This is a genomic window from Streptococcus sp. KHUD_016, assembly GCF_051106465.1.
Taxonomy (GTDB): domain Bacteria; phylum Bacillota; class Bacilli; order Lactobacillales; family Streptococcaceae; genus Streptococcus.
Genome location: NZ_CP193663.1, coordinates 902989 through 922071, shown reverse-complemented (window position 1 = coordinate 922071; position 19083 = coordinate 902989). Strand labels below are relative to the sequence as shown.

General features: G+C 39.8%; 14 protein-coding genes, 1 tRNA gene and 1 riboswitch. Of the genes, 3 read left to right on the top strand and 12 right to left on the bottom strand.

Annotation, left to right across the window (positions count from 1 at the left end; translation table 11 throughout):
* Positions 1-15: 15 nt before the first annotated feature.
* The 3 genes from ACORHV_RS04265 to ACORHV_RS04255 form a co-directional block, all read right to left on the bottom strand.
* Complete coding sequence (locus ACORHV_RS04265) at positions 16-1092, bottom strand: aspartate-semialdehyde dehydrogenase (RefSeq protein WP_000542496.1); 1077 nt, start codon at positions 1090-1092, stop codon at positions 16-18.
* A gap of 357 nt (positions 1093-1449) precedes the next feature.
* Positions 1450-1522 (bottom strand) — tRNA-Thr (locus tag ACORHV_RS04260).
* Positions 1523-1627: 105 nt separating this feature from the next.
* Positions 1628-2140 carry a QueT transporter family protein gene (locus tag ACORHV_RS04255; RefSeq protein WP_000737303.1) on the bottom strand — a complete coding sequence of 171 codons (513 nt, stop codon included), beginning with the start codon at positions 2138-2140 and terminating at the stop codon, positions 1628-1630.
* Positions 2138-2234: riboswitch (PreQ1 riboswitch) on the bottom strand. It overlaps the preceding gene by 3 nt.
* Positions 2235-2262: 28 nt before the next feature.
* Between ACORHV_RS04255 and ACORHV_RS04250 the strand changes: the two genes are divergently transcribed.
* Positions 2263-2700: a GtrA family protein gene (locus ACORHV_RS04250; RefSeq protein WP_044020828.1), complete on the top strand. Its 438-nt coding sequence runs from the start codon at positions 2263-2265 to the stop codon at positions 2698-2700.
* A 79-nt stretch (positions 2701-2779) separates the two neighbouring features.
* Positions 2780-3160, top strand: a complete 381-nt coding sequence (gene mscL, locus ACORHV_RS04245) for a large conductance mechanosensitive channel protein MscL (protein WP_033629813.1) — start codon at positions 2780-2782, stop codon at positions 3158-3160.
* 40 nt (positions 3161-3200) lie between these two features.
* On the opposite strand, the gene hemH is transcribed toward mscL, so the two are convergent.
* The 6 genes from hemH to pitA all read right to left on the bottom strand — a co-directional run bounded on the left by hemH (position 3201) and on the right by pitA (position 10713).
* Complete coding sequence (hemH, locus tag ACORHV_RS04240) at positions 3201-4295, bottom strand: ferrochelatase (RefSeq protein WP_000709219.1); 1095 nt, start codon at positions 4293-4295, stop codon at positions 3201-3203.
* Between the two features lie 77 nt (positions 4296-4372).
* Positions 4373-5245 carry a class B sortase gene (gene srtB / locus ACORHV_RS04235; protein ID WP_434398933.1) on the bottom strand — a complete coding sequence of 291 codons (873 nt, stop codon included), beginning with the start codon at positions 5243-5245 and terminating at the stop codon, positions 4373-4375.
* 75 nt (positions 5246-5320) lie between these two features.
* The gene (gene srtB / locus ACORHV_RS04230) at positions 5321-6322 is read right to left on the bottom strand and encodes a class B sortase (protein WP_000695090.1); all 1002 of its coding nucleotides are present in this window, start codon (positions 6320-6322) and stop codon (positions 5321-5323) included.
* Positions 6323-6338: 16 nt separating this feature from the next.
* Positions 6339-7559: a DUF7601 domain-containing protein gene (locus ACORHV_RS04225; RefSeq protein WP_000750686.1), complete on the bottom strand. Its 1221-nt coding sequence runs from the start codon at positions 7557-7559 to the stop codon at positions 6339-6341.
* 44 nt (positions 7560-7603) lie between these two features.
* Positions 7604-8155, bottom strand: a complete 552-nt coding sequence (gene sipA, locus ACORHV_RS04220) for a PI-2 pilus system signal peptidase SipA (RefSeq protein ID WP_000924790.1) — start codon at positions 8153-8155, stop codon at positions 7604-7606.
* Positions 8155-10713 carry a PI-2 pilus tip adhesin PitA gene (pitA, locus tag ACORHV_RS04215; protein ID WP_001026090.1) on the bottom strand — a complete coding sequence of 853 codons (2559 nt, stop codon included), beginning with the start codon at positions 10711-10713 and terminating at the stop codon, positions 8155-8157. Before pitA ends, sipA begins: the two co-directional genes overlap by 1 nt.
* A 357-nt stretch (positions 10714-11070) precedes the next feature.
* On the opposite strand from pitA, the gene pepT reads away from it, so the two are divergent.
* Positions 11071-12294, top strand: a complete 1224-nt coding sequence (gene pepT / locus ACORHV_RS04210) for a peptidase T (RefSeq protein ID WP_000222029.1) — start codon at positions 11071-11073, stop codon at positions 12292-12294.
* 36 nt (positions 12295-12330) lie between these two features.
* Here pepT and ACORHV_RS04205 read toward each other — a convergent pair whose 3' ends face one another.
* From ACORHV_RS04205 to ACORHV_RS04195, 3 genes are all read right to left on the bottom strand, one after another.
* A complete protein-coding gene (locus ACORHV_RS04205) occupies positions 12331-15372 on the bottom strand; it encodes a pneumococcal-type histidine triad protein (protein ID WP_434398929.1) in 3042 nt (1013 codons plus the stop codon).
* 13 nt (positions 15373-15385) lie between these two features.
* Positions 15386-16303, bottom strand: a complete 918-nt coding sequence (locus ACORHV_RS04200) for a metal ABC transporter solute-binding protein, Zn/Mn family (RefSeq protein WP_434398927.1) — start codon at positions 16301-16303, stop codon at positions 15386-15388.
* A gap of 195 nt (positions 16304-16498) precedes the next feature.
* Positions 16499-19015, bottom strand: coding sequence for a pneumococcal-type histidine triad protein (locus ACORHV_RS04195; protein WP_434398925.1), 2517 nt, complete (start codon positions 19013-19015; stop codon positions 16499-16501).
* Between the last annotated feature and the right edge of the window lie 68 nt (positions 19016-19083).

Below are 19083 nucleotides of genomic sequence, written 5' to 3'. Positions count from 1 at the left end.
TCCTAAACGATATGACTATTTTAATTCAAATTTCAACTCAGCTGTTGGACGAACCAATCCACGTTCATGAAGCGTTTCTGCAATCTGAACTGAGTTCCAGGCAGCACCTTTGAGAAGGTTATCTGAAACAACCCACATGTGGATTCCTTTTTCTGCATCCAAGTCTTTACGGATACGACCAACAAAGGTATCACGTGAACCAACTGCATTGATGGCTTGTGGATAGATTTGATGAGCTACATCATCTTCAAGAACTGCACCTGGGAAGGCTGCGATAGCTGCTTTCACTTCTTCGATTGGGGCCACTTCTTTTGTTTCGATATAAACTGACTCAGAGTGAGCTGATAAGACTGGAATACGAACACATGTTGCAGACACTGCGATGCTGTCATCTTCCATGATTTTCTTCGTTTCCTTGGTCATCTTCATCTCTTCGTAAGTGTAATCATTGTCTGTGAAGACATCGATTTGCGGAAGAGCGTTAAAGGCGATAGGATAGTGTTTCTTGTCACCACCTGAAGGCAAGATTTCCGCATGCAAATCACGTGGATTCACACCATCATTCAAGACTTCACGAAGTTCACGTTGTGTTTCAAGAATCGCTCCCATACCTGCACCAGAGACTGCTTGGTAAGTTGAAACGATGATACGATCCAAGCCCCATGTTTGACGAACAGGCTCAAGAGCCACCATCATTTGGATTGTTGAACAGTTAGGGCAGGCAATGATTCCGTTGTGGGCATCAAGTGCATGAGCATTGACCTCTGGAACAACCAAAGGAACATCTGGATTTTGACGGAAATAAGATGTGTTATCTACTACTACTGCCCCAGCTTGAACTGCGTATGGTGCATACTTAGCTGATGTCGAACCACCTGCTGAGAAGAGTGCAATATCAACACCCTCAAAGGCTGTCTCAGTTGTTTCTTCAATCGTAATATCTTGGTCTTTAAATTTCAAAGTTTTGCCTGCTGAACGTGCAGAAGCAAGGTAACGAATTTTATCGATTGGAAGTGTTGATTCTTCCAACATTTTTATCATCTGAGCTCCGACAGCACCTGTCGCGCCGACTACAGCAACTGTATATCCCATAAATAACCTCTTTCGGAATTTTCTAAAAATTTCTATAATAGATGTATTATACTACTTTTTCCAGAAATTGAAAAGCATTTTTGGGTTATATTTTCTGAAAATTAAAAATCCCTAGTCATTGACCAGGGACTAAGAGGCATCTTCATGTGATGAGCAGGTTCACACAACTCATCAAGGTCCGCTCCTGCGTTATGACCTCCTTATGCTCAATAGCAGTCCGAAGACTGCCTATCGACTCATCGCATCTACTATTCTACTAGATAGAGTCACTTTTGTCAACATCCAAAACTCTTGGGCTTCATTTTCATAGAGGTATAAGAAAAGCCTTGGTCTCCCAAGGTCATTTTGTTTCTATCATGCTAATTGCCGGGATTGAACCGGCGACCTCATCCTTACCATGGATGCGCTCTGCCAACTGAGCTAAATCAGCTTACCTAAAAAGTATACTATAGTTCTATGTTCTTGTCAAGCGCTCTCTTTTAATTTTATGGAATGAAAAAAGCTAGATTTAGCAAGAATCTAGCTTATAAACTTCTTATTTTGTTAGATCGATTCGCTGTCCCAATTTACCAATCAAAATCGCTCCCACTATAAGTGATGCAAACTCACCAATTCCAGTAGAGAACCATGTGAAGAAGAAGGGAGCTTCTGTCAAGATATGGAGTTCAGCTGCAATGGTAATCATTGAAATGGAGAAGAGGATTGAAAAGAAGAAATGATCTTTTCGAATCAATCCGTTAAAGAGGTAATCTTTGCTGTATTTTGCAAAGAGCAATACCCCTAGACTAAGGAAAACTAGGGTAGAACCTCCACCGACAAAGACATCTATTAGGCCAAAACTACTAAATAAATTAGCAATCATACATCCAATTGTCACACCGATGATATATTTAGGGTTGTAAAAGGCCAAGAAATTCAACATTTCTGAAATACGGAACTGATACGCCCCAAAACTAAGAACATTGATTGGTGGCGTAATAGTCAAAACTACATAAATAGCAGCAACAATGGCAATATCTGCCATGTCACGAACAGTTAATTTTTTCATGTTTTCTCCTTTGGCGGTTTCCCGCGTAAAATATGCTTGGTGAAAGAAGCTAAGCACCAAGGGTTGAGGTTATCAACCTTACTAGTATAGCACATTAGCCCGCTTTATGCTATACTAAAATCATGAAAAGACTAATAAAAGCTTTCTTTGATAACGAGATTCTCTCCTACCTATTTTTTGGTGGTGCTACTACTCTGGTTTCTATTTCATCACGTTTGGTTATTTACCATATCAGCCACCAGGAATTCCTCGCAACTGCCCTCGCAAATATTATTGGGATTCTCTTCGCCTTTCTCACAAATGATACAATCGTCTTTAAACAAGTGAGAAGGAATTGGCCGACTCGCCTGGCTAAGTTTTTCTTAGCTCGTCTCTCTACTCTTGGACTGGACCTTCTTTTAACTTATATCTTTGTTACAACCTTTCCTGATGTTATTGGCCAGTTTGTTGAATATAATATAGATAGGGTTAATATGATTGAAACTATCCTAGCACAAATTTTGATCATCATTTTAAACTATATTTTCAGTAAAATCTATATTTTTAAAAGGGACAACTGACCGCTTTAAGCGTTCAAGTTGCTTTTTGTCACAATTTAGGATATAATAAATTAGAAAATTAGGAAAGGAATTTATGAAAATGTTAAAGGATCTTAAAGAATTCTTGCTTCGTGGTAATGTCGTTGACCTTGCTGTCGGTGTAATCATTGCCTCTGCTTTTGGTGCTATCGTTACTTCATTTGTTAATGATATCATCACTCCACTCCTATTGAACCCAGCCTTGGAAGCTGCGCAAGTACAAAACATCGCTGAGCTTGCATGGAATGGTGTTACATATGGTAAATTCTTGAGCGCTGTTATCAACTTCCTTGTTGTGGGTACAGTTCTCTTCTTCGTTATCAAAGGTATTGAAAAAGCTCAAAACCTTCGTAAGAAAGAGGAAGTGGTTGAGGAAGCACCTGCTGCTCCAACTGAACTTGAAGTTCTTCAAGAAATCAAAGCTCTTCTTGAGAAAAAATAAAACAGATAAAGGATCTAGCTTAAAGCTAAATCCTTTTTCTTTACTCTTTTGGTAACTTCCCAGCCTTTTCGAGCATTTTCTTAATCAAGTAAGGCATCTTCACATTTTCACGACCTTTTTTCTCAATGAGTTTTTTGACAAATTCTGGCATCTGAAGGTCGTCTGTCTCCTCCATGATGTCCTTGGTAGTTGCCGAAGGTGCTAACTCATCAAAAGTTTCTTCTTCTGGGAGAAAAGCTTTAAATTCTTTGTCTTCATTGGCTCTTACAGTAGCAACTAAAGCGTCAATTAAACGGCTATCTGTATTGGGCATAGGTGGACGATGGTAGGTGACACCTAATTCTTGACACAACTCATAACATTCCACATCGTTATCAAACAAGACTTCGATGTGCTCACTGATAAAGCTAATCGGGACAAAAATATAATGCTCTGGATGTTGCTTTTGTTCTCGTAAATATTCTAAGACATCTGGCTTGATCCAAGGGATTCCAATATCGCTTTCGCTCTGCCAAGTATTGGTATACTGGTCGGCTGTTAGGCCGAGTTGTTCAGCAATGAGCTTGCTATTATCGAAAATCTGATCGATATAAGGATCTCCATAATCCAAGGCAAAAATGGGAACACTGTGAGCTGAAAAGATTACCTTGAAAGATTCTTCTCCCACATGGTTTCGTAAAATTTTTTCAATCTCATCTGTCCAGAAGTCCAGCAAAGGCTGTTGTTGATACCAGTCCTTAATTACTAAAAATCGGATCTGCTGACTTTCCAAAAACTTTTCATACCCCATCACCGAGTAAAAGGAATAATGAGGTTCCAAAATCAAACAAATACATTCTTCAATACCATCAGACTCCATCTGCTTGATCACATCAGGGATAAAGGGCCGAGAAAACTTATTGGCAAAGTAGATACCGTACTCCTCGCCTAAACGTTCCTTGACTAAATCAACCTCCTCACGTGTAATCCGCTGCAAGGGCGTCCCACCGATAAGGACATAGTTGTCATAGAGAGTCTGAATCTCGTGGTCTTGGGGTCTAACACCACGACGAATATTTGTAAAAAATTCTGCTACTCCTTCAAAACTAATCTCCTCTGGAGATCCAAAGGTCATCATTAATATAGCTTTTTTCATGTTATCATCCTTATGATATTATTTTCACTATCTATTCTATCATGAAAGAAAAAAATAGTAAACGCTTCCGACGTCTACTATTTCTTTTGTTCTTTTGTCTTTCTATCTCGCCTTATGATTAGGATGATAACGACAAGGAGTAAAATAACGATAATCAGGAGAAGAAAGGCAAGGATATAAATCCAATGCGTTGGTAGGCCTTGATCGAAATACCGCGTCCCTACTGCTTCCCCACTTTTATCCTGGGCTGCTTTTACTGGTGCATCCGTTATTTTAGCTAAGAGGATATGCCGTCCGTTGGTAATATTAAGGAAACAGGTGCTTAATAAAACAATCTTGTCCGTTGAGGTCAGCGAAACATCTCGCTTGTACTTGGCTTTACTTAGCAAATATTGATAGTAGGCCTGGTGTTCCTCATCGTTGGAACTCAAAGTTCGGTAAATCTCCGCGTCATAGGCATCTACTTCTAAAATTCCAAATATCTCAAGCCCTCGTTCACGGCCGTTATAATAGATAGAGCCATAACGATGCTTTTCAAAAAAATCTTGATCCGCAAATTTTTGAATCTCCCCAAACATAGCACCAGAAGCCATGGAGTGACCATAAATGATGGTGTTAAAGTCCGTAAAATTTGGGTTAAAACGATAGTCTAGGAATATAGAACCTGACACAGTATAATCGCCAAAGGCATTGCGGTCAAGGTATTTGACATTGTCCTGACTCTGCAAGAGGGGATAGTCTACCTTGGTCCCATCAAGGCTAATCCAACCACAAACATCCTTGTTGAGGTGCTGCAAGGTTTCAAAGCCCGTACTGCTGGCATCCTTTTCAATGGGATTATAATGATCGTAGTCGCTCGCAAGAGCTCTATCAGCTGTAAAAAGACAGAAAAAAACTAGAAAGAGGGATAGAATGACCATTATGGTCTTGTGACTCGTACTTGTTTTCATATTTCCTTCTTTCTCCTTTCTAGCCTTGAAAATAAAAGAGCAAGAGAGGCTATCCCTTTCTCTTTTATTGGTAGTTTAGTCAGTAATGGTATCTGCTCCTTCTTCCTTTGCTTCTCTTCTACGACGCAAGATCAAATAGAGGATGATGAGCAAGAAGATCAATAGCAAGAGCAAGATAAATAAGATGATATACCATATCCACAAAGGAATCGATGAGAGAAATCGTCCGAGCGACGAATCATCAAAGACACTATAAGGGAATGGTTTTGATTTTTTCGTATGGAAGGTGTTCTTTGGAACTGTATCCGTAATCTTGGCAACTACGATATGTCTCCCATTTGTTACGTCTAGGAAACAGGTACTGAGAAGAATGATATGGTCATTTGGCCCCAGTGTAATGTCTCGTTTGTGAATGGCAACCGAGAGTAAGTGATCGATATATTCTTGGCGCCGATCATCCCCATTAATACCTGGATCGTAGATGTTAAAGTCATAGGCGTCCACCTCGAGCATTTCAAAGATTTCAAGACCTTTTTCAACGCCATTATAGTAAATACTGCCGTAGCGATGCTGGTCAAAAAATTCCTTATCAGAAAACTTTGCTACATCTCCAAACATAACCCCATTTTCTACATGGTGTCCGTAGATGATGGTATTAAAGTCTTCGAACTTGGATTCATTTCGAGCCTCAAGGAAAATAGCCCCTGTAGCTGCAAATTCTCCCTTGGAATCCTTGTTCAGGTATTTTTCATTGTCTTTGGCTTGAACTAAGGGATAGTCGATATTGGTGCCATAGACATTGATCCAACCGAGAACCTCTGGATTGACTTGCTGTAGCTTGTGAAAGCCAGAAAAACTAGCAAGCTCATCCTTCTCACTGGTACTAACAGGTCTATAGGCCTCATACTCACTTGATGAAGCCTGAGAATAAACCTGATTGGCATCCCAGAGGGCGTAGAAACCAAAGAGAAAGACTAAGGCTGTCAAGAGGAGCAAGATATGATTCATCAATGCATCTACAGCAAGGACCAGACGCCTAGACAAACTCCTTTTGGGTTTCTCACGCTTGATTTTCATCGGTCAAACCACTTGCTTAAGCTTGTCTGCGTTTTTTAGACAAAACAACAAATCCAGCCAAACCAAGACCAATCATCAAGATGAAAGGAAGGTTGTCAATCAAGAGACCAGTAGGGGTAACGTCTGGTAAGCTATTTGTGATAGTGTTATCGTTTGGTTTTTCACCAATAAGGATACTATCTTGAGTGAAATTTGTAGAAACTGTACCAGCTTGATTTTTTGATGCTCCGTTCTCCTTATATGCAGCTGAAGCTGTGTAACCTTGAGATCCAGTTTCAACCAATTTATAACGAGTACCAGCAGGAATTGTGTCAAACACTAAAGATTGATCGTGACGTAGTGTTATAGTCGTTTCTTGACCATAGACAAATGTTTTTGAGGTTTCACCGATTTTACCAGTGATTGATTGTGAAGTTTCTGTAGATGCTTTTGTGAAAGTAAGCTTGAAAGTGAAATCTTTTGATTTATCTGCAGTAGCACCTGATACAACTTTTTTAATTACTAAAGATTTAGCATTTGGGTCAACTTTTGAAACATTTGGTTTATTAGGGTTTGGTTCATTTGGATCTGTAATTTTACCAGCATTTTTACGATAAATGTTAGTGAAAAGATCATATTTGTAAGTAGTTCCACTTTCAGATGGTTTTACTTTACCATTCACACTTGGGGATACTTGTTTAAAATACACAGAAGAAATATATGTTCCTCCTGTAGTTTTGTTCTTAACAATAACGTGCATTTCATAGTTGCGATTATCATATGTCATAAAATCAATAGGTGAACCATTTTTTTGAATAACTTTCCAACCAACATTTTGTTTTTCAGCAACAGTATAGACATATTCACCAGCATGTGTATAGTTCACTTCTCTAAAAATATCGCCGGTATCTTTCTTAATGTTAGTTTGGCCAGTTGCTAAAACGTCTGTTCCAGAATAAGATACATTTTTATCTGTAATTTGACCATTAGAAGAATCAATTGTTTCATAGGGTGCACCATTTGATGATGTACCAGTTTTAGGGGTGAAAGTAAATGTAAAAGTTGCTTCAGGTGTTGTAATTCCTTCAGCAATGTTCAACACCTTATTAATAGAAACTTTTGCACTTGTTTCACCAGTTGCTTTGGCAGTCGCCACATCATTATCATCCGCAAATGTTGGCACTCCTCTAAAGACCGACAAGGCGGTTACAGCTGCAATACTTGCAGTAACTAATTTTTTCAAAAATGTTTTTTTCATGATTATTCCTTTTATTTTTTAATTTCTTTTTTCATAAATTGTCATCAAAAGCCCCGTCGCCTTAGGACTGTTACCACCTTGCCATGGGTATCCTGTATAGGAATGGTTCCAAAAGCACGGCTATCTACAGCCGTTGTTCGATTGTCTCCGAGGACAAAGAGTTGTCCTGCTGGGACTTTCATTGGGAAGGTAGCCCCTTCCTTATAGAGCAGCGTTTCTTTGTAGATATCCTGCTCTTGTTGAGGAGAACCGTTGATGATGAGACCATTTTCGTTTATATCGATCGTACTTCCTTCGGTTGCAATGACACGCGCCACTCTTTCCTTACCTTTATAACTATAGACAAGCAGATCACCAATCGAATAACGTTTATCCAACCTATAGTAGACAACCAAGTCGCCATCTTTTAAGGCTGGCTTCATGCCATCGTCATTGTATCTCAATAGTCCAAAGACAAAAAAGTAAAGGGTGGCCAGTACAAACCCAACCATCAGAAGCTTACTGACTAAGTAGAGGATATCTCCCCATACACTCGGCGGAGACTTATCCCGATTGACTTGTGTTACTGTTTTCTTATGTTTCTTTTTAAGTAGCATTATTTTCTCCTATGTACCACTAGATATCCGAGTAGGATTGTAAAGAAGATTCCCCCTAGAGGAAGGATTATTCCTAACACGAGTGTACTGCTGAGGAAGTCAACTCCGGTTTCAGGCACGCTATTCTTATTATTCGTGACTGTCGCGGACTTATCCCCATCCAGTTTGCCTTCTTGATTTTCATAAGATACCTGATATCCACGAGAAGAGTTTGATTCCTCTTCAATAGTGTAGTGACTATCGAGTGGAAGTCCATCAATTTTTATGGTTTGGTCTTTACTGAGATCTATAGACGCTCGACCATTCGTAAATTGCAGAGGGGTTCTTTTATTATTCACCGTTGCAGTATAGGTTCCATTCAGTGGACTGTTCTGAGCATCCCTGATGTTAATGGTAATCTTGAAGGATTTTAATAAGTTGGCAAATACGCCTGTAACTTTTTTTGTGACTGATAAACTTGGAAGCTTGTGATTCGTAACAGTGCTGGTCTCGTCTTTATTCAGATCGCCCTCTTGATTCTCATATGTAACGTGGTAACCGTTCGTTGATGCCGCTTCTTCTTCAACTTTGTAATGGGTTCCTCGAGGAAGATAGCTTAGAATACCTTTCCAACGTTTTCGTTTTTCGACACGGATCTCCGCTTCTCCATTTACAACAGTTATCTCGCCAAAAGTTCCATTCAATGGCGTAGAATCAGGAGAGGTTAGTTTTACCTTAATTCTAAACTCTTTGTTCAAGTTACTTTCAGCTTCCAACACTTTCTTAATCGTCAGACTTGGCAATTGTTTATAGATTACCTTAAAGGATGGTTTAGTTTCTGTACCAACATTTTTTATTTCTTTGGTAAAGGCTGGGACGTCCGGTGCAATTAAATCGTATTGATATCCTTTGGCAACTTTTTCAAAGTTCCTCGTTTCATTAGATACGTTTTTTCTAACATTCACATTGGTCTTTCGATATTCTTGATTGTCAGAACCTCTGTTCTTGTTCTTTTGAACCAGTTTCAGTTCAACATTACTCGGTTGATCAGCTGTAATAACAGTTCTCGCACCCGTCACACCTTGCCATTCAACTTCCACTGGTACCGTTAATGGATCTGAAGGCTTAAAGGTTGGGTTGTCAGAGTATTCTTTGGTCTTGGTTTGGTAGGTGCCTATTCCATAGGAATAGGTGACACTGGCACCTTTATTGGAGTAGAGTTTATTGACATCAGAACCTTCAGCATCACCGGCCTCTAGTTTTTTATCACCAGCAATGGCATCTAAGGCATCTTGACTTGATGTAACAGTAAATTTGAGGGCGTACTTCACACCATCATCAAGAATGTAGTTAGGATTAAATTTTGCTGTTACTTCGACCAGACCATTTTCATTCTTCCTTGTTTCCAGCGTAACCTTATCTGATCCCAAGGTTTCCTCTTTATCGTTTTCGATTTTTACAACTCGAATATTTGAACTGTTATCGGGAAGAAGTTGAACATATTTGGACAAAACATCCTTGATGGTCACATGGTGAACACCTAGGGGAAGGATTTTCTTGGTGATTTCCTTAAATTGTTCTCTCAATTCCCTTTCATTGTTAGCGGATAATATTTCGTTTGGAATGGAAGAATTATAACTACCAATGTACTCTTTTAGTTTAGAAATACTATCTGTACTATTAGAGTAGCGGAATTTGATAGAATAAAATCCATCAATCTTGGGAGCAAGATAACCAGAAACTGTTTCAGTAAACGTGTTTAGATTGGTTTGATACCACGATGGAGCTATTTCTGTTACACCATCATTATTGCTCCAATTGTAGATCGTATAACCTCTAGTATCGTAGTACATGTTCGCAAAACCATCTGACAAAAGAATAACAACCTTTTTTGCACTTGATCTGGCTGACTGAAGTAATTCTGTTGCTGACTGAAGTCCTGCTCCAATATTTGTACCTGTACCTATTCCTCCTTCGTAACCAATCGAATCACCACTATTATCAACAGACATTCTAGAAACCATTCTTTTGGCTCCTTGAACATCATTGCTCCAGTTTAATACTGTCTTAGCATCATCATGAGAGGAAATACCAGAAAAGTACCCCGCCCAAGCTGGCCATTGATAATAACTATTGTAACGTTGGTTATCTATTTTCCCACCAAATCCTACCATAGATAAACGGTTATTAGAATTGGATAGAATGGTATCAATTAAGCCCTTACGACCATTTGTTCCTTTTAGAGTATTTTTCAATGCGTCAATCCGACTGATCGTCCGTCCATCAAAAGATTGGACATCCTGATTCTGCATACTTCCTGAGAGGTCTGCTACTAAAACAACATCCAAGGGATCCGTTTGGGTCTCCGTTCCCAGTTTGGACGTGATATCCAATGACAACTCATACTTGTCATCCTGTCCTGATATCGGAGTAATTGTTTTATGAAGGGTTGTCTGAGGTTCTGTAGTAGAATCAGCATTTAACAGACTTATCGGAGCACACAAAAAGAGAATAGCTAACAGTGTAACTAAACGGCGTGCAATAATTTGAACTTTCTTAAAATCGAAGCGAATGTTCATTTTATTCTCCTTAACTAGAATGTACTAATATTGTTACTATATCAATCTAGGACATTTACAAGATAATTGTACAATAAAGTTCACGCAGTGTCAATTAATATGATTAATTTTATATTATGTTAATTAATAAAAGAGTATGATTCTTCTTTGTCTTTCAAACTATTCTATGGTAAAATGAAAAAAGAATAAAAAAATCTCATAAAATATCAATGCATATATTTTATTCTAGAATATCCAAAATTTCATTTGAAAGTCTATTGAATTTGAATTATTATATTTTTTCAAAATTCATGAAATTTTCAGAATAAGGTTTTTCCGAAGTTTGCATTCTATTTTATGATTGTTAAAGGAGTTTTTATGACTTATCCGAACCTTTTAGATCGTTTCTTGACCTACGTTAAGGTCAATACGCGTTCTGATGAACACTCTACTACTACTCCAAGTACGCAAAGCCAGGTAGATTTTGCGACCAATGTTCTTATTCCTGAAATGAAACGTGTCGGTCTGCAAAACGTCTACTACCTTCCAAATGGTTTTGCTATTGGTACCTTACCAGCTAATGATCCCAGCCTTACACGCAAGATTGGCTTCATCTCCCACATGGATACTGCTGATTTTAATGCTGAGGGAGTTAATCCGCAAGTCATTGAAAATTACGATGGTGGAGTTATCGACTTGGGTGATTCTGGATTTAAACTCGATCCTGCTGATTTCAAGAGCCTTGAGAAATATCCAGGCCAAACGCTTATCACAACTGATGGCACGACCTTGCTGGGTGCTGATGACAAGTCAGGGATTGCTGAAATTATGACTGCTATTGAATATCTGACTGCTCATCCCGAAATCAAACACTGTGAGATTCGAGTTGGTTTTGGACCAGATGAAGAAATCGGTGTTGGAGCTAACAAATTTGATGCTGAAGACTTTAACGTTGACTTTGCCTATACTGTTGATGGTGGTCCGCTAGGTGAGCTTCAGTATGAAACTTTCTCAGCAGCTGCTGCTGAGCTTCATTTCCAAGGGCGCAATGTTCACCCTGGTACTGCTAAAGGACAGATGGTCAATGCCCTTCAGCTAGCGATTGATTTTCATAATCAACTTCCAGAGAATGACCGACCTGAATTGACAGATGGTTATCAAGGTTTCTATCATCTTATGGATGTGACAGGTAGTGTCGAGGAGGCGCGTGCAAGCTACATCATCCGTGACTTTGAAAAAGATGCCTTTGAAGCTCGTAAAGCAGCTATGCAAGCCATCGCTGACAAGATGAATCAAGAGCTTGGGAATGATCGCGTTAGCTTGACTCTGACAGACCAGTACTACAATATGAAAGAAGTCATCGAGAAAGACATGACACCCGTTACCATTGCTAAAGCTGTTATGGAAGATTTAGGGATCGCGCCAATTATCGAACCGATTCGTGGTGGAACAGATGGGTCTAAGATTTCCTTTATGGGGATCCCAACTCCTAATATCTTTGCTGGTGGTGAAAACATGCATGGACGTTTTGAATACGTGAGTCTTCAGACCATGGAGCGTGCGGTGGATACCATCATTGGTATTGTAGCTTATAAAGACTAAAAAAGACGAGGTAGCTCAGCTACTTCGTCTTTCTTTTTATTCGTTTGGTTGAGCACTTGGCTCAGTCTCACTTTTCTCTTGCTTTTCGCTTGATTGAGAAGCAGTTGTTTCACTGCCTTTCTCAGACTTAGATTGACTGTCAGTTTCACTTGCTTTTGAACGAAGTTCTTGGTTCAAGCTAATGATATCTTTAGCTAGAGTGAGGAGACCTTCTTTATCACTACTTTTAGCTGCAAGTTGATCAAATAGGGCATCAACACGTTCAAAGTCAGCATCGGATCCTTTGTTATCCTCTAGGTACTTGTGAAGAGAGAGCAAGATATTATAGAGTTTTTGGTAGATAATCACCGTTTGTGGATCTTGTTCTGCTTCTTTTTTCTCTCGTTGGATAGTCGCTGCAATACGATTCAAGAGATCCTCAAGTTGTGTTTTAGCTTCGTCAAGGTCTGCATTTTCCTTTTCAGTAGCCGCTTTGATATTAGCTGCTTCTTCAGCTAGGGATTGTTTGACACCATCTTCTTTGACACGTGCTAGGAGTTGGGCAGCTTTAGTTAGAAGAGCATCCACTTCTTCCTTCTTAACATGGCTAACCCGCTCTTCTGGCATAAAATCACCGTAGAGCTCTTTTAGGAATTCATAGATGGCGGTCTTAGCAGTTTGACTATCTACTTTTTCCGTATCTAGAATAGTCTTACCAGCTTTTGTAGAAACGGGTTCTTCTTTGAGAGCTTCTTCTACTTCTAGCTTAGTTTGGTAAATAGTTGGGAATAACTTGTTCAAGTCGGTTGCTTTTAGGAAAGATTGTGACTGGTAAAGTTCCCATGTCAATTTAGCAACACGGTTTCGAAGTTCTTCTCTCAAACGACCATCAGACACATGTTCATAGAAATACTTGATGTACTCTACTGTTGTAACCCCTGTTCGATCTCGGAAATCTTGCAAGGCCTGCAGTTTCGCTTCAATCGCAGCCAACTCTGTCTCATCCTGTGCTAGTTTTGCTTCCTGCAAATGTACCAAAAGATCCTTCTTAGGCAAGCCATAAGTATCTGTATCCAATGTATTGATCTTATCTACAAGGGCTTGGTACTTCTTATCTAAAGGTGAAGTTTCAACTGGTGCCACACTTTGATCCACATGGATATACTGTTTATCAAAGAGATCCAAGGCTGCTAGATATCCAGCAGTTGAGTTTGTTGCCAGTTTTTTCATATTTTCGGTGAACTGCCCCAAAGCAAGTTCAACACGTCTCTGCATGATTGGCTGGTCTTTGTAGAGACTTCTGCTATCTGCTAAAAGTTGATCCACCTTAGATAGAACTGTTTGTTCATCAAATGCTCCAGGTTGATAGGTCGATTGTAGGGCCGGAATCTTATTTTTCAAAGCTACTTCATAGCCCTTTGTCTGAACCTTAATGTAGTGATTGTGATCACCGTGAGGAATCACAAAGCTACCATTCTCTACTTGCAAACTATAAGGAGACACCCCATCACGTAGGGCAGTCGTATAAAGTTCATTTAGGAAATCCAGTTCTGGATTTCCAGTTTGGAGAGGAATACGAACATGTTCTTTTCGAACAGCATAGGGATGGATATGGGTTGGATCATAGGCTTGATCCGGATTTCCAAAGACAAAGAATCCATTTGAAATACGAATCGCTTCGAGCGGAACTCCGTATGTCTGTGAGATATACTTGATTTTTTCTTCATCGCTAGCATCTCTTGAGAAACTTTCCACAGTCTTTGCAAGTGGTTGAACGTGCTGCGACTGATGATTTTCTTTCAAGTGATCCTGGGCAGCTTTGATTTGAGCTGCAGTCAAGTCCTTCTTAAAGAAATAATGAGCGTGATCTCCATGAGAAACTACAAACCCTTGCTCATCTTCACTAATAACACGGTCAGCTGCAAAACCATGATCATGTTCTTCACCGTGGTGGTCATGCTCCACTCCATCATGGTCATGATCTTCATGGTTGGTATCTTGACTTCCTTGGTCACCGTATTGGTCATGATGATCTTGTTGAGCTGAATGCTCTACTGGTTTACTTGGATTTTCCAAAGGTGTTGGCTTCCCACTGTCGCTAGATAAAGGAATCATACGCGCAATCTTTTCTTCCAATGCAGAAAGCTTTGTATATGGGATGAAATGATAGTGATTTCCGTGAGGAATCGCCACACCACTCGGTGTTCTGCTTGAAATCTTAGCAGGGTCAAAAATCAAGCCATCTGATTCAGCATAACGTTGACTACTTGGAAGAGCATAGAGTTGCTGCAATAGAGTTTGTAAGCTCTCTTCTGGATTGCTTGGTCTTTCAGTTTGTTGACTAGGATTAGTGGTTTGACTGGTTCCATTTTGACTTGGACGATAGTCAGTCACACTCGGTTGTTTTCTAGTTCCAGAAAGGTAGGCTTGGGCAGCAGCCAATTCACTAGCAGACAAGGAACTCTTTGGGATATAGTGATAATGTCCACCATGAGGGACGATATAAGCATCACCAGTATCCTCAATAATATCAGACGGATTAAAGATGTAGCCATCATCTGTAGTATAACGACCTTGAGATTGAGCAAGCGCCACTGCACTGTTAGAAGTTGGTGCATCATGAGTATGACCTTGTTTTTGGCGCTCAATTTCGTCCTTCGTACGAACATTATCAGCATGAGCCACATCTTTAAGGTAGACATAATACTTGCCATCCACCTTGATAATGTAACCACCTTTGATTTCATTGACAATATCAGCATCTTTCAGTTGATAATTGGCATCTTTCATCAACAGTTCTTCGCTGAAAATCGCGTCAAAAGGAACTTTACCATTGTAATAATGGAAATGATCACCATGTGAAGTCACATAACCTTGATCGGTGATTTTCACGACAATTTGTTCAGCCTGAATGTCTTCTTTTTTGCTAACTTGATCTGGTGTCTGATTCTCTGTTTTTTTAGTGTCTTGCTTCCCATCGACATAAGACACACGATTATTATCTTTGTTTTCTTCCACCTGGTGTTGGTTCAATGCATAGATGCAAAGGCTTAGGGAAAGGACAAGAGCCGATCCTGCTGCAAGGTATTTCTTCTTCATTTTCATCATCTCCTCATTTTAATTCTTCTGCAAGAACATTCATGTTTTCTTCTAGATTTTCTAAGTAAGTTTTGTCATTTTCAGGATCTGCTTCTAAAGGATTGAGTGTCTTTAGGCTAACTCCTGTTGATTTGACCAAGGTCTCAGCGACTTTAGAAGAAGCATTGCTCTCAGTAAAGATGGTTTTAACCTTATAGGTCTTAACGAATTCCTGAATTTCTGTTAGTTGTCTCGGACTTGGTTCTTGTTCAGGGGAAATCCCTGCTATACCAAGTTGTTTCAAACCAAAGCGTTTAGCGAGATAAGAAAAGGCTGTGTGTTGTGTAACAAAGGTCTTTTGACTCGCTTTTTCAAAAATAGGCTGGTACTTCTTAGTCAATTCTTGGGCTTTAGCGATAAAGTTTTTAGCATTCTTTTGATACGTTTCCTTATTAGAACTATCAATCTCCGAAAGTTTGTCAGCGATAATCTGAGCTTCTTCACCTGCTTTTTCTGGATCTAACCAAGTGTGAGGGTCGTAGAGTGTTTTTTCATCGATGCCGTCACCAGCTTCTACATCTTCTAAGCCCGGTACACGCTCCAACGTCATCCCTTCAGAAGCTTCTAAAACCTTAACTTTTGAATTTTTCAAGTTAGGATCTAGACTTCCAGCCCAAGATTCGAGCGTATGAGAGTGATAGACAAAGACATCCGCATCATAAATGGCAGCAATGTCATTTGCTGATGGTTCAAAGGAGTGAATCCCACTACTTGACTGAATCATCCGTACATCATTCAAGTCACCTGATACCTCTTTGACCATGGCATAGATTGGGTAAAAACTTGTGACAATCTTCATCCCTTTTGATTCTTGTTTTTCTTTTTGGCTACATGCTCCTAAGACAAGAATCAAGAGACCTACCACTAATAATAGAAATGTTCTTTTTTTCATCGTTACTCCTTAACTAGTATTTAACCATTTAATTAACTAGTAAATAGTTTATCTTTATTTACACTATATGTCAAGATATTTTTCACATTTTCATGAAAAAAATGAGAACTAGAACTTACATTCTATTCTCATTTTCGATTTTAACTTTTCTAGTTCTCCTATCCTGTTTTTAGGATCTAGAAAATGCTTCTACCTTTACTTGCTCTCCTTTAATAAAGCCAACAACTTTTCAGCTTCAGCCATAATGGTATTGTTATCCTGAGCACCAAATAGCAGGTTATTTTTTAAGCCAGTGAGAGTTTCTTTGGCATTGGACTTGATAATGGGGTCTTGGATCTTTGCAAGTAGCTCTTCAGCCTCTCTCAACTTCGCTTCAACCTTTTCAGTCTCGACCTGAGGTTCTTCTGGTTCCTCTGGTAATTCTTCTTCCGGCTCCTCAGTTGGTTTTGGAGATTCTGGTTTCTCACTTTGAGGCTTCTCTTCGCGCGGCTTTTCTTCCTCAGGTTTGTCTGCCCGAGGTTTCTCTACTGATGGTTTATCCGTATGATTGTTATCAGCTTGACCATTTTGGTTTCTTTGAACATGGTCACTTGCATTTCCCCAACCACTATCTGAATGCGGACGTTCGTTTGGATGTTCGACATAGTACTTCACAGTCGCAAAGAGATCTTCTAGACTATACCCCTTAGGTGCCTCATAAAGTCCTTCGTCAAACCACTCAAATTTGATGTTATGGTAATGATCATAATGAGGAATGATTAAACTACCGTTTTTAACTTCCACGGTATGTTGGAGATTGTAAGGCATACGATCAAGAGGCACCTTCTTAGCTGCTTTCACGCGGTTGTAGATAGCTTCTGCTCCTTTAGTCTCTGTATTTCCTGTCGAAGGAGGTGTTAAACCTTTCTCTTTAGCATAAGCCTGGGCTGCCGCTCTTTCGGCTTCAGACAAACTATCTTTCTTAATCCAATGACTATGGGTCATATGTGGAGTTACATAGGCATCCCCCTCATCACTGGTGATATCACGGGGATCAAAGATATAGCCATCTTCTGTTGTATACTTGCCTGCCAACTTGGCTACCTGAATCTCATCATCAGTGTAGGCAATTTGCGCATTTGGTTTTCCTAGACGTTCTGGATGACGAATCGGTGCTAGAAATGCAAGTATATCTTCGACCAACTTAACTTTATCACTGCTTTCATCATTTAAACGTTCCAACAGTTTATCCAAAGCGTCAAAATCAACTTTACGACCTTTATTATCAAGTAAGTCCTGATGAATTCTTGCTAGTAAATCATAAGCCTTATTGTAAAATCCTCGATCACCAGATGGGAGATTGGTTTTCTTAGCTCCGAGTTTATGAGACAAACTTTCTTGCTTGGCTAGTTTACTATCAATTGCTGCTGCTGTTTCTGCTGAAAGTTCCTTGCCAGGAATATAACGAGATGTTCCATTCTCCTCAAATACATAACCATCATCTACTTTTCGAATTGCCTGTTTGACCAATTTTTCGTCAATTGGATTGCTTGGAGATGGTTGAGGATTTGGTGCAGGTTGCGGGCTTGGACTAGGTTCCGGAGTCGGTTGTGGACTTGGTTCTTCTGGTCTTGAATCCGGCACCCTATGGTTCGAACTGTACTGTAGAGGAATAATACGAGCGATTCGTTCTTCCAATTCAGACATCTGTGAATAAGGGATGAAATGGTAATGGTTCCCATGAGGCACGGCAACTCCTCTAGCTGTTCGACTTGTAATCTGTGCTGGGTCGAAGACAAGGCCATCAGATTCTACGTGTCGTTGGCTGAGCGGCAAGGCGTAAAGTTGTTTCAGAAGGCTATCAATATCCTCATCACTCTGACTTGCTTGGTTATCGTCGCTACTGTTGTTAGCTGTGTTCGTATAGCTGTTGCCTTGGTTATTATAGGATGAGGTCCATCTATCTACATCGCTGCTAGCACTGTTGTTATTGGTACGGCGATAAGTAGGCGCCTTTGATTGGCCACTTCTACCAGATAGGAAGGCTTCTGCGGCAGCCAATTCGCTGGCTGATAACTCACTCTTAGGAATGTAATGGTAATGGTTGCCATGAGGAACGATATAAGCATCACCAGTATCTTCAATGATATCGGATGCATTAAAGATATATCCATCATCCGTGGTATAGCGTCCCTGTGAACGTGCCAAGGCTACCGCACCATCGTTTGCTGAAGTTCCTCCTTCACGATGCTGACTATGCTCTTGTTTTTGCCGATTGATTTCTTCTTTCGTACGGACATTATCCGCATGGGATGCGTCCTTAAGGTAAACATAGTATTTTCCATCTACCTTGATAACATAACCACCCTTGATTTCACTGATAATATCCTCGTCCTTGAGCTGGTAGTTTGGATCCTTCATCAGCAACTCTTCACTGATGATAGCGTCATAAGGGACTTTGCCATTATAGTAATGATAGTGGTCGCCATGCGAAGTGACATAGCCCTGGTCTGTTATCTTGATGACGATTTGCTCCGCATTGATGCCTTCTTTCTTGCTAACCTCATCAGGAGTCAGATTCTCCGTTTTTTGTGCCGCCTGTTTTCCATCTATATAGGAAACACGATTATTTTCTTTGACTGTTCTAGCTTGATACAGTCCCAACTCGTAAGAACAGACACTTAAAATTAAAGCTGCCGCAGAACCAGCAAGGTATTTTTTATTAATTTTCATTGAAACTCACTTTCTTTTTTGATATTTCTATTTGCAATTCATTTCTAAATTGCAGAAACTCCTCTCTA